Raw genomic sequence first — 13,196 nt, forward strand, 5'->3', positions numbered from 1 at the left:
CAACCTGAGCAAATGTTGCATTGAAAGGTGGAGGTGAATCATAGCTTAAATGAGAAGCAGAGCCCATGATCTGCAGCTGTTCGTCGGTGTAAAAGCTTTTCGTACAGATGTCAGTGTAGGAAATCTTTTGGCCATCCGGTGCAACCACATCGGTATTGACAATTTCAGCGTCCTCAACCTGAAGCAGCTTTCTTCCTTGATCCAGAATCATGAATTTACACTGTTCTGCTGCTTTCAAGACAGCTGTTCCTGAGATATAGGTGGTACTGGAGGCATAGGCACCGGTATCAAAGGGAGTCAGATCTGTATCAGATGAATAAACGATGATCTTATCCACGGCAACATTTAGAACCTCGGCGGCAATTTGAGCCAGGGCTGTATCAGAACCGGTTCCCAGATCCGTAGCACCAACTTGCAGATTGAAACTGGCATCTTCATTCATTTTAATAAAAGCTGCGCCCATATCTATACCAGGAATTCCAGACCCCTGGCCAGCTACAGCCACACCAATTCCCGTTCGATAGCGACCAGTTTTCCGAGCTGATCGAAGGGTGTCCCAGTTACTCAATTGACGACCCTGGTTTAAACAAGCTTTAATTTCGTTACTGTAAAGGACCATGGGAAAACCTTCCCGGCCTTCACCGAGAATCTTAGCAATGGGAATATCATCACCGACTTGAAAAACATTCTTTAAACGCAGGTCAATGGGGTCAACCTCCAATTTTTCGGCTGCTTCGTCCATAAGACTTTCCAATGGAAAAAATGCTTGAGGTGCGCCATAGCCACGAAAGGCACCAGCAATAGGCAGATTGGTGTAAACACCATCGCCATTTACTTTGATATTCGGTGCCCGATACACGCTCAAGGCTTTTTGAGAGGTGACCGACATGACCGTCAAAGCATGGGGTCCGTAAGCACCACAATCTTCTAGAATGTTCAGATCAATGGCCGTCAGAAGATGATCCTCATCAAAACCAAGCCTGAAGGTAACCAATTCGGGATGGCGTACTCGAGCCGCCAGGAGTTCTTCCTCACGGGTGTATTCAATCCGGGCTGGCCGACCCGTTTTCAGGGTAACTGCTCCCACAACTTCCTCATTCAAGATTTCCTGTTTACCACCAAAGCCGCCACCGATGCGGGGCTTGATCACCCGAATACGAGCAATGGGGATATCCAAAACTTCCGCTACAATACGGCGTACATGATGGGGAACCTGAGTAGAGGTTCGAATAATCAATCGATTATTGTTATCCAGCCAGGTCAAAGAAATATGAGGTTCAATGTGGGCCATTTGGACAAATGGTGTGCTATAGGTTCCTTCAAACACATGGACAGATTCTGCCAGTGCCGCTTCCACATCACCTATCTCAGCATCCAGATGGGCAGCAATATTTTTTTCGATATTATGAATACCACTGGTTCCCTCTGTGGGATGTATGGCAAATCCGGCAGTCATTGATTTTTGAACATCAAAAATACAGGGCAGTTCTTCATACTTCACTTCTATCAGCTTGAGCGCCTGATTGGCAATCTCCAGAGATTCAGCCGCAACAAAAGCAACCCGGTCTCCCACGTAACGAACCGTTGAATCAAGAATACGCATGTCACGGGGACCAGGCTCGGGATAGCCCTGTCCGGCGGTGGTATAGTAGTGCGGTTTAAAATCTTGATGGGTGAAAACAGCTACAACACCATCCAGCGCTTCTGCTTTCGATGTATCAATAGCCAGGATTCTGGCATGGGCAATTGGACTGTGCAGAATTTTAACGTGGAGAACATCCTTCAGCTTCATATCATCGGTGAAAACAGGTTTACCCCTGACCAGTGACTCGCCATCAACGCGTTGAATATCTTTTCCGATCACTTTCATTTTGATATCCCCCCATCCCTTTTGAGGACTTTCATTGCGGCCTCGACGGGTTTTACATAGCCGGTGCAACGACAGAGGTTGCCAGTTAGAGCATCTTTCACACTTGCTTCAGTGATTTCACCATTCTCACGATCAAGCGCTTCGACTGAAAGCAGCATTCCCGGGGTGCAAAAACCGCATTGAGCCGCGCCGGCTTGGAGAAATGATTCCTGCATTTCATGGAGTTGCTCGTGCGTCGAAAAACTTTCCAGGGTCTCGATCTTTTTCCCTTCAACTGTATGCATAAGAATCAGACAGGAATTGACACTCCTGCTATTCATGAGAACGGCACAGGCACCGCATTCACCATGATCGCAGCCATGTTTAACGCTATAAAGTTCTTCACGTCTCAAATATTCCAACAGGGTTGTTCCTGGCGCTGTATCAGCACTGATCAGCTTGCCGTTTAGTTCAAATTCGATCATGAGGTCACCATCATTTCAGTAAGAAGATTAGACGCGATCTGGCGTTTGTAGGCTGGAGATCCGAAGTGATCATCAACAAAAATGGATTCGATCTTTTCCATGAATTTCCTGATCTGTGTTTCTTCAGGTAAGAGTGGGGCTTTGTAATAAATGATTTTCGTAGATCTTCCACCAATAGACAGGATGATATACTCAGGTGTTTGATGTACGGCGACGATCACATAAGCAATTGCTGAATCCAAAACTGAAACGCGCTCTAATGTTGTGTTATTCTGAGGAATATAAATCATGGATATTATGCCATTGCGGTTCCAGTCAGCAATATGAATGAGATCACCAGATTCATTGATCTGCAATTTTGCTTCGGCAGCATGGAGATAAACCAGAAGATCTGAATCAGGTCGGTTTTGTGCGATTTCACCGCCGAGAGTACGTTGGTTCCGAATATTTTTGGACGGACACGAGTAAACAATTGCATCGGCCAGAGCAGGATTGGCTACCCGGCTCAACTCCTGTAATGAACATGCTGCTCCAACACGCAATTCAGCCGACAAGGTTTCCACATTATCATCCAGCAGGTGGTTGATGTCAATTAAGGTAGAAACATTCTGATTTTTCTGGGATACCAGATAAGAACCACCGGTAAAAATGACAGACCCAGGCTCTTTTTTCAAGGCCAGCGCTTCGGTGAGATTGTCTGGTTGGATGATATGCTCTAGTGATGACCACATGTTGAAATCCTGACTGTTAGCGTAAAAAATTTATACCCGTTCGTTGCTGTGCGCGTTGCAACATCTTGTGGGCAATTTGGTTATGCTTAGTAATTATTTTAGTTTCATCTATAGTCGAACAACCCTTGCTGATAACAAACTTTCCTTGCACAATAAGATAATCCACAGAATGGTTCCTGGTGGTAAAAACCAGAGCTCCCAGCGGATCAGAAAGACCACCTGCTTGAGATAACCCATGCATGTTAAATAGTGCCAGATCTGCTTGTTTGCCCACACTCAGCTCACCGATATCATTTCGACCCAAAGCAGAGGCACCTCCTCGGGTCGCCATCCGGAGAACATCCCGGGCTGTCAGCCAATATTGCTCGTCCCTTAATCTTGAAATCAACATGGCGTTACGCATTTCCAGAAGCATATCACCCGAATCGTTTGAAGCACTACCATCTACACCCAGGCTCACTTTAACACCAGCATCCAAAAGTTCACGTATTCGGGCAATGCCGGATCCCAAACGCATATTCGATGAGGGACAGTGTGACACGCCAACCTGGTTTTCTCCCATGACTTTGATCTCACCATCATTCAGATGAACGGTGTGGGCGTACCAGGAATTTGCAGTAAGCCAACCGAGTTCCTGCATAAGACCTACAGGACGATGACCCAGGGTCTCCAGACAGAATTTTTCCTCATCCAACGTTTCTGCCAGGTGGGTATGAATCTGCAACTTGTTATCCTGGGCAAAATTTGCAGCTTGTTTCATAAGTTTCTGTGTGACGGAAAAGGGTGAACAGGGAGCCAAAGAAATTCGGGTCATGGCTCCAGAACTGGAATCATGGTATTTTGCTACCAGACGTTCCGTATCTTTTTGAATCACTGCTTCAGTTTGAACCACATCATCAGGCGGCAGTCCACCCTTTGATGTTCCCAGGGACATAGAACCACGGGTAGGTTGAAAACGAACGCCTAGAGCTCTCGCAGTCTCAATTTCCGTGTCAATCAATTCAGGACTGGCCTGTGCGGGGAATAGATAGAGATGATCAGAACTGGTGGTGACTCCACTCTTCATCAGTTCCAACAGACCGACTTGAGTACTAACCTGAATGGCCTCAGTGGTAATTTCCCGCCAAACCTCATAGTGGTTTTTTAGCCAGGGGAACAGGGCTTGATCCTGCATAAGGGGAATATTTCGGGTCAAAGTTTGATAAAGATGATGGTGGGTATTGATAAAACCCGGGGTGATCACCATGCCGGTAGCATCTATGATGTGATCCGCCTGAATATGCAGGGCCTCGGGACCAATTGATTTTATCACCCCATCTTTAATCAGGATATGACCACCGGAAAATTCCAGGTCTTTGTCGTTCATGGTGGCAACGCGGAGGGGGTTTTTGATGAGGATGGTTTTCATGTGATTGGGGTTTCTTGTATAGAAAAAACGAACATATATAATAATAATGTAAAAGTCGAAATCATTAAATTCCCCGAAGGGGAAAAATGTCAGTAGCCACGGGTAGAACCCGTGGTAAATAAATCATAAAAAATACAACCCTGCAAGGGTTGAACTGTTCTGTAAATCCTTTATTGTCTATTAAAATTGTTAAACTCCTTCAGAGTTTGGTTTGATAGGCTATCTTGGACAACACTACGGGCTTCACCCGTAGCTATTCATGTTTCATCCTTTCAGGATTCAGTATGATCTCCAATCATAAACTACCAAAAGATACAACTAAAACCACAATCAACCATTGTCAATATTCGGGATTATTTGAGTGAATTCGTGTCATCTGTGTCTGAAAACAGAACCGGAATATCTTTCAAACTCTCAAACAAAACAATCATTTCCAGAGCCTCCAGGGTGCTAAAGTAATTTGTGCCCGGTTCAAGATTAAATGAATCAACTTTTTTACTAATACCATCAAACCTTACCTGGGCAATTGGTGAATGATATAAAAAATCACCTTCGTGATAGGTTAATACTGATTTGTATTCACCACTTTTGAAGTACAGAGCTTTGTCCACAAATCGATAGCCAGATTCTGACTCGCTGAAGCTCTGCTCTGATAGATGAATCCGAGGTTTGTCTTTATAAGGATCACCAGCAGTCGGGCAGAAAGTTGTACAATTACCACATTCATTACAGAAGTCACCAATATTCAACACTTGTGGCTCCTGGGTGACGGTAAAAGTTCCTGCATCCCGAATAACAAGCTGAACCCCTTTAAATGAAGCTTCCTGGACTGGATAATCGACTGCCTTGGCTGTGTAGGTCAGATTTGCCAGGTTGGGGCAGACACCGACACACACGCTGCAATAATCATCACAGAGCAGACAACGGCTGGCTTCTGCAACCGCTTCTTCCTCAGTCAGAGTTCGGTGCACTAATGGAAATTCAGGAGAAAGATTTAACGGAGCCTGAGGAGGCTCGATGCCATATTCACGAATTGCTGCTTTTTGTTTCAGGTCTTTAATTGTTACATGTCGGTCTTTGTTTGCAGGTAATGGAGAGGCATTTACTCCAAGCGTCTTTAAAATGTGTTTTGCTGCGATTTGACCATCACCGATTGCATTGATCACACTGGAAGCACCTCGCACTGCATCACCGCCGGCATAAACATGGGGGATCTGAGTTGCGCAGGTTTTTGGGTTTACTTCGAGCTCTTTTGTCTCAATAAAATCAACATCGATGGCCTGACCAATGGCCGGAATGACAGTATCTACAGGAAATTCGAATGTCTTACCTGCCAGGGGAACAGGACGACGACGGCCACTAGAGTCAGGTTCACCCAATTCCATCTTCTGACATTGAATACTTCTGATGCGATCACCACCAAGAAAGGCCAGGGGTGACACCAGTTCGTGGATGATGATACCTTCTGCCAACGCTGCTTCGATCTCATCAACATCAGCAGGCATTTCAGCTATGGTTCGGCGATAGACAATACTTACTGAGCCAGACTCTCCAGATAGTCGAAGTGCTGTACGGGCGGCATCCATGGCCGTATTGCCACCCCCAATAATGGCAGTGTTCTGCCCAAGATCAGGTCGGGCACCCTGGCGTACATCCGATAAAAATTTCAGAGGATCAAGAACACCGCTGAGCTGTTCACCCTCCACACCAAGACTCAGCGCTTGTTGGGCGCCAACACCGATAAACAGAGCTGTACTGTTTTCATGAAGCTTTTGAAAAATTTTCTGATCAACCCTGGTTTCAAAATAGAATTGAACCCCAACATTTTTTAACGCCGCTACATCCAGATCTATAGCTTCATCTGTAAGTCTGAATTCAGGAATGGCATCAGAGACCATTCCGCCGACGAAAGATTTTGCTTCATAAACGTCAACGCTGATTCCTGCTTTTGCCAAGAAATAAGCACAGGATAACCCCGCCGGTCCGGCTCCGATTACAGCGACACGATGACCAGATGATTTAAGTTCAACATGGGGCGTCTTGCTGAGCTCCTGCTCAGTTACGAAGCGTTTGATCTCGCGGATCAAGAGAGGGGAATCATAATTATTGCGGGTACACTTTAACTGACAGAGGTGATCACAGACGTGACCCGTTACTCCGGGCAGGGGGTTGGTATCCTGAATGGCTGCGAAAGCCTGCTCGAAATCCCCTTGAGCAGTGTGATACAAATATTCTGGGATATTTTGATTGGTAGCGCAGGCATCAATACAGGGCGCTGAAATACAATCAAAAGCAGCGAGTTTGCGTGAGGTTTTGATAGAATCAAAATGATGACTATGCTTATGGTAATGTGAATTGCCAGTGACTTGTTTGGCGTATTTAGCCAAATTTTCAAGACCAGCTGCTGAAGGGTTTGCCTTTCCAGTACTTTTTGCAAGAATAAACTGATCTAAACTCTTAGCGTCAAATTTCTCCATTGCTGTTGAAAGATTGCTAAGGTACTGACGCAGGCGGGTATAACCACCCGGTTTTAGAACGTCAGTGCAGGTGGTTACCGGTTTCATGTTGCAGGCAAGCGTATCAGCAATATTGAAGGCATCGGCACCAGCGGAGAATGAGATATCCAGATTACCTGTATATTCAATTTGCAACTTAGCAGCCAGGTTAATGCTGATGGGATGAAGCGCCCGTCCACTAAGATACATCATGGTTTCATTCTCAGGAAATACAGGGCGGTGGTTTTCAACTTCCAGAGTATTGGTTAATTTGAGTCCGAAAGCCACATCACTTTTAGCAGCACTTTTCTGAAGATTATTAATCAGGTTTAAGGCATCGGGATATTTCAAATCATGTTCGAAGGCTGCATCAGGTATCGTGACTGTATCAAAACCTAGATCATCGTTCAAAATCTGGCGTAATCGTTCAGGTCCCAGGAGGGTGGGGTTCAGTTTTACAGCGGTATGCAGCTTACGTTCTTCAATCAAGTAGGTCGCAATACGTTCGATTTCATCAGGGGGACAACCGTGCATGGTGGAAAGAGTAATATTGTTGGTCATACGGGCTGGGATAGTCACGTTTTTCACATTGGGGTAGATCTGGGAAAGCTGATCAAGCTTTTGATCAAGTAGTGCCTGACTATCCACCATCCGATCCATAAATCGTTGAACATTAGGCTTCATAATACCAGCCAGATCATAGCCCACACTCATGTTGAAAATAACGCCAGACCCCTGGTCTGATCTCCAGCCAAAATGGTCTCTTAGAATATGGATAGCGATCCAGGCGTTGAGATATTCATCCAGGGATTGCTCCAGTTTGAGTTCCTGAGACCATTCACAATTATAGCCCTCATCCTGCATATCAATACAGGGTTTACTGACTTCCAGTTCATCCAAGGTTTGTACGGTCTTTAGTTCCATGTAGCGAGCGCCACATAACCAGGCCGCTATAATGTTTTGGGAGAGTTGGGTATGAGGACCGGCAGCCACCCCAATGGGAGATTCCAATGTCTGTCCATACCGTTCCATGCGGAATGGATCGGGTTCACCAGGTGTAAAAAAAAGGTCTTTATGGATCCCGAAAATGTGATCAGTTTTGTATTCAGAAAGCATCCATTTTATCAAGTGTTGGATGGATATGGGATGGAGTTTGTCGGTCATATTATTCTATCCAAAAGGAAATGTGTCTGGGCGTATCGTGATATGCTCTTACATATATTTATCTGAGAATTCATCTGGCTAAGAAATCCTGTATCAGGTTTTTGAGTACGGTTCGGCGGTATTTTGCAGTTGCCCGAATATCATCGATGGGTGAGATGGCTTCATCGATCAAATGGAGCTGATTTGAAAGTTGGGACGGCTCTGCCAGAAAGTCTGTGGTAAATGTATCCAAGATGACAATAGTTGGAGCAACCGCACCGACTGCAATTTTCAAGTGAGAATATGAATGATTATGTCGGCTATATACAAAGGCAATGTTGATCACAGAGATGGCCATTGTTTGTCTTAAGCCTACCTTAATGAATTTTGAATCGAAATGATCCCTGGGAAGCCGGATGGAGGTTAATATCTCACCATCTCCTAATGCTGTTTTCCCCGGTCCCAAAATGAATTCAGCTACAGGTAGTTTGCGTTGGCCGTGTTTGCTGGTCAGCTCAAGGGTTGCGCCAAAAGCATAGAGAGCAGGGAGTAAATCTCCTGCTGGGGAAGCATTACAAAGATTCCCACCTATGGTTCCCCGGTGACGGATCTGAGCACCAGCGAATTCATGGGCTGCCTGATGGATTGCTGTAAACTTTTTTTGAATGACTGCATGATCATGAAGATCTTGAATTGAAGTAAGAGCGCCGATCTCGATGTAGTTTTCAGATACCTGGATACTGCTCAATTGTGAGAGATATTTGAGGTCAATAAGGTGGTCTGGCATTGACAACCCTCGTTCGTAGCGAGGCATCAGGTCTGTCCCGCCTGCTAGCACCACTACAGATTTCCCGGCTAGCGTTGTACGTAGCTTGAAATAGATCTCTAAAGAATCTGGACGATAATATCTCATGACTTTACGGCCTCGGATTTTCGCGGATTTTTTTTCGTGAATTGGAAAAAGCAAAGCGTTTGAAGGTTGGTTTTTGTCCAAAGTTGATTAATACCAATTGCACCTCCATTTGCGCGTTAAATTCCGCGCCTATCCGCGTTCATCTGCGGCAATATCATCGGACGCATGCTCTATGGCATCCACGATCTTGTGGTAACCGGTGCAACGGCAGATATTTCCAGAGAGTTCGTATTTGATCTCATTCCGTGTCGGATGCGAATTGCGTTCCAGTAGTTTTTCACCAGTCAGCACCATCCCGGGAATACAATATCCACATTGAACACTGTGATGATCTTCAAAGGATTGCTGAAGATCAGTGAGTTCTTTGGTATCCGCCAATCCTTCAATGGTCACAATGTTTCGATGATGGGCTTCAACAGCCAAAATGAGACATGAATTAACAGTTTGACCATCCATGATGATAGTACAGGCACCACATTCACCTTCACCACAAACTTCTTTGGTTCCAGTGAGTAACAGCTCATCACGCAGAAAATCAAGCAATCTCAAATGAGTGACTATCTCTCGTTCCACCAACTTGCCGTTGACAGTCAGGGACAGTTGGAAATAGTGGGATTTTGGATGGTGAAGCATACCGCTGTTTTACTCCAATTCCAGGAAGTTTTCAATTGAGGACATGTCAGCAGGTATGGGCTTTAATCTAGTCATATTACTTTGGGCGCTGGGAATATCTTTTAAACCTGTTCCCGTTATGAGAACCACCACTTGGTCATCCTTGTGAAAAATACCTCGAGCTGATGCATCCAGAAATCCTGCATAAGCTGTGGCAGCTGCGGGTTCAGCAAAGATACCTGTTGAGGAGGAGAGGGACTTTTGGGCATCCAGAATTTGCTCATCGCTGATCTTGAAACCTATTCCACCACTCTCAAGAATAGCGCGGCGTGCTTTATCGCCATCACGAGGTTGATTGACACTGATACTATCAGCTACTGTATTTGCCTCAACTGCCTCAATTTCTCCACTCCGCGTAAGGCTGTTCACGATAGCTGATGATCCTTCAGCCTGAATTGCATGTAAATGGGGCAAATGATCGATCCAGCCCAGAGCCAGCAGGTCAAAAAAACCTTTGAATACGCCGGAAATGATACAGCCATCACCCACAGGTACAAAGACATGATCAGGAGCCTGCCAGTTTCTTTGTTCAGCGATCTCTAGGGCGACTGTTTTTTTCCCCTCTGCCAGAATTGGGTTAATACCGGTATTGCGGGAATAGTGATCATTTTTTTTCGCCCAGTCAAAAGCCAAGTCAAAGGCGGTATCATAATTAGCATCTACTGGAATCAATTTTGCGCCATGCTGCCGAATCTGAATCAGCTTCGCAGGAGGAGCGGATGCTGGAGCAAAGATGATACTTGTTACTCCATGATAGGCAGTCAGGGCTGCTAAAGATGATCCGGCATTTCCAGTTGAGGCCGCAACGATGGTATCCTTTCCAAGCTCGTGGGCATGTTGAATACTGAGTTCAGTTGCCCGATCTTTCAAAGAGCCAGACGGATTACGAGTGTCATCCTTAAGCTGAAATGATGCTACACCGTGGTTACTTGCTATTTTTGGCAGGTTAACCAGGGGAGTCCCGCCAACTCTGAGCGAAGTATTTTCAGGAGCATTGCTCACGGGCAAAAGTGGAAGATAGCGCCAAATTGACTGTTCGAGATTTTGCTCCAAGTCAGATCTGTCCCAGATGGTTTGAATAAGCTCATAATCATAGGTAAAATCCAGATTCTTACCGCACCTGGGACAAGTGTAGTGAAATGGATCAACAGGAACCAACCAGTTACACTGGTGACACTGCAGGCCGGTGATAGCTTTTGGAATCATATTTGAAATGCTTTCGAAGATTGGACCCTGAGTGATCCCGAAAGGCCTTTCAGGATCGTATCGAAGGGATCTGTTACAGAAAGATAATCCCGAAAGGAAGTAGTCTGCAGCAACGATCTATACATACTGCTTCAGTAGCCCTGTCTCTGCATTAAAGGCGTTGATGCGTTCATCCCATTCATCAAGTAAGGCATATTTAGATGACCAGTAATTATCATCATACCACTGGGCATCCAGCTCTTCGACTGTCTTACCCTGCTGTTCGATCCAGGTAAAATATTTCAGGTTATGCATCCGTTTTTTCTCTCGATAAGTGAGCTCTAGTACGCCTTCGCTATCCAAGCCCTGGAGATATCGTTCATAATCAACATGGGCCTGAATCTCAGTATAATCACCGTGCTTTTCCTGCTCTTCTTTCAAGCGGGACTCGTACATTTCCATGGAGTCAGTCGCAACTGTGAAAACCACATCATTTTCATTGTATTCATAATATTTGGCCATCTTGATGGCACCAGCAATATTCGCAATACTGGAAATTCCCATATAATCCAATTTCTTGATGAGCTCAGGATCGATATTTTTAGCTCGAAGTAGATCATGACCGGCAGTTTCGTTGAATAGACGCATGACATTGATGGAAATATTGTCATCAACACCGATAACCATGTCCATGTTCTTCATATTGTGAATCCAGGGTACATGTTTATCACCAATACCCTCTATTCGGTGGGCACCATAGCCATTCTGCAATAGCGTAGGTACTTGCAAAGCTTCACCGGCTGCCACTTTCAAAGCGGGATATTTGGTTCGTAAATAGTCAGCAGAGCCCAGGGTTCCTGCTGAACCCTGAGTAAGAAATAGACCACTAAAGCGTTGATCGCCGGTTTTAAGATTGTTAAAGACTTTTTCCATGGCTGTTCCTGTAACCGCGTAATGCCAGAGTGGATTGCCGATCTCATCGAACTGATTCAGGATAACGATATCATCGCCACGCTCAGCTTTCAAGCGTTTGACCTCATCGTAGATCTCTTTGACATTGGCTTCGCCACCCTGGGTTCGGATGATCTCCGAGCCAACTTTTTCCAGCCAGTCGTAGCGTTCTTGCGACATCTCTTCAGGCAGCACTGCAATTGAAGGACATCCCAGGAGGTAGGCATCGTAAGCGCCTCCACGACAGTAGTTACCCGTAGATGGCCACAGAGCCTTCTGGTGGGTTGGAGCAAAATGACCTGAGATCAATTTTTCAACGAGAGGACCAAAAGTAGCGCCAACTTTATGAGAACCGGTGGGAAAGAATTTTCCAATCAGGACAATAATCCGGGCTTTTGTGCCGGTCATTTCAGTAGGTAGTTCCACGTAGTTTACATCACCGAAACCACCACCAGTGCCAACCGGCTCATTTTGCCAGGTCAGGCGGAATAAATTACGGGGGTTGAGATCCCATAAGCCGATCTGGGATAGTTCTGACTTAATACCTTCAGGGATCAGTTCAGGGTTGGCCATCTGTTTATAGGTAGGCAGGAGAATATTTCGCTCTTTACAGCGTTGGATGGTGTTTTTCAGGACTTGTTCTGTGTTCATGTGGTGCTTTCTTTCTAGTTATAAACTCAAAAATAATTATTGGTTAGGTAAATACAATCATGGCAATTAGCGGTTTGGGGTATATAGGTATAAGGTATATGGATGATTTGTGGTTGGGATGCATGCTGAGTGACCGTTTATTTTTTTCGCACTTTTGAATTTACAAAGTTGATGAATCCATTGAGACTAATTTTAGCCTTTTCGATTAAATGAAGTCCATCTTGAAAAAGTATTTCGTCGATGTATGACAGGTCATGACAGCTCATTAAGTGATCTTTGAGTTCGTAAAGGGATCCTCTAGAAATCCGATAATATTGAGCGCTCTCCTTATAATGAAACCTACCATATCCTTCTGAAATATTAGCAGTAATGCTAATTGCAGCTCGTCGCATCTGATCACAAAGGTTGTACTTTTCAACAGGAGGTAGTTTAGGTAGAATTTTGTTGTAAAAAAACAGCTTAACCTCACGCGCATTTTGCCAAGCAATCAAGCTTGTAAAATCACGGTCTTTATCATATCCAGAATTTGGTTCAGATATGAAATAATCAGAGGAGTCACTGTTGTCTGCGATTTTGTAAATAATATTATGTTCTTCTTGCATAATTTGACAGTACAGGATTTATTCTTTATACCTTTATACCTTTATACCTTTATACCCTTATACCCTTATACCCCTTATACCCTCATACCCCTACCCCCTTACCAATTTCTC

At 44.9% G+C, this 13,196-nt stretch carries 10 protein-coding genes; all 10 read right to left on the minus strand.

Annotated features, from left to right (window positions below; all coding sequences use genetic code 11):
- On the minus strand, positions 1-1,870 hold a 1,870-nt coding region (locus tag U9Q77_06910; protein MEA3287089.1), incomplete at its 3' end, for a molybdopterin cofactor-binding domain-containing protein.
- Complete coding sequence (locus U9Q77_06915; GenBank protein ID MEA3287090.1) at positions 1,867-2,334, minus strand: (2Fe-2S)-binding protein; 468 nt, start codon at positions 2,332-2,334, stop codon at positions 1,867-1,869. The genes U9Q77_06915 and U9Q77_06910, both read right to left, overlap by 4 nt.
- Entirely contained in the window at positions 2,331-3,065 is a 735-nt protein-coding gene (locus U9Q77_06920; protein ID MEA3287091.1) for an FAD binding domain-containing protein, read from the minus strand. Before U9Q77_06920 ends, U9Q77_06915 begins: the two co-directional genes overlap by 4 nt.
- Positions 3,066-3,081: 16 nt before the next feature.
- Entirely contained in the window at positions 3,082-4,473 is a 1,392-nt protein-coding gene (locus tag U9Q77_06925; GenBank protein ID MEA3287092.1) for an 8-oxoguanine deaminase, read from the minus strand.
- A gap of 353 nt (positions 4,474-4,826) precedes the next feature.
- Positions 4,827-8,132: a putative selenate reductase subunit YgfK gene (gene ygfK, locus U9Q77_06930; protein MEA3287093.1), complete on the minus strand. Its 3,306-nt coding sequence runs from the start codon at positions 8,130-8,132 to the stop codon at positions 4,827-4,829.
- 70 nt (positions 8,133-8,202) lie between these two features.
- Positions 8,203-9,024 carry a xanthine dehydrogenase family protein subunit M gene (locus U9Q77_06935; GenBank protein ID MEA3287094.1) on the minus strand — a complete coding sequence of 274 codons (822 nt, stop codon included), beginning with the start codon at positions 9,022-9,024 and terminating at the stop codon, positions 8,203-8,205.
- 129 nt (positions 9,025-9,153) lie between these two features.
- Positions 9,154-9,657, minus strand: a complete 504-nt coding sequence (locus tag U9Q77_06940) for a (2Fe-2S)-binding protein (protein MEA3287095.1) — start codon at positions 9,655-9,657, stop codon at positions 9,154-9,156.
- A gap of 9 nt (positions 9,658-9,666) precedes the next feature.
- Complete coding sequence (thrC, locus tag U9Q77_06945) at positions 9,667-10,902, minus strand: threonine synthase (protein MEA3287096.1); 1,236 nt, start codon at positions 10,900-10,902, stop codon at positions 9,667-9,669.
- A 117-nt stretch (positions 10,903-11,019) separates the two neighbouring features.
- Positions 11,020-12,483: a pyridoxal-phosphate dependent enzyme gene (locus U9Q77_06950; GenBank protein MEA3287097.1), complete on the minus strand. Its 1,464-nt coding sequence runs from the start codon at positions 12,481-12,483 to the stop codon at positions 11,020-11,022.
- A 137-nt stretch (positions 12,484-12,620) separates the two neighbouring features.
- A complete protein-coding gene (locus U9Q77_06955) occupies positions 12,621-13,085 on the minus strand; it encodes a four helix bundle protein (protein MEA3287098.1) in 465 nt (154 codons plus the stop codon).
- Positions 13,086-13,196: the final 111 nt, after the last annotated feature.

The organism is Candidatus Neomarinimicrobiota bacterium, from assembly GCA_034716895.1.
Taxonomy (GTDB): domain Bacteria; phylum Fidelibacterota; class UBA8477; order UBA8477; family JABMPR01; genus JABMPR01.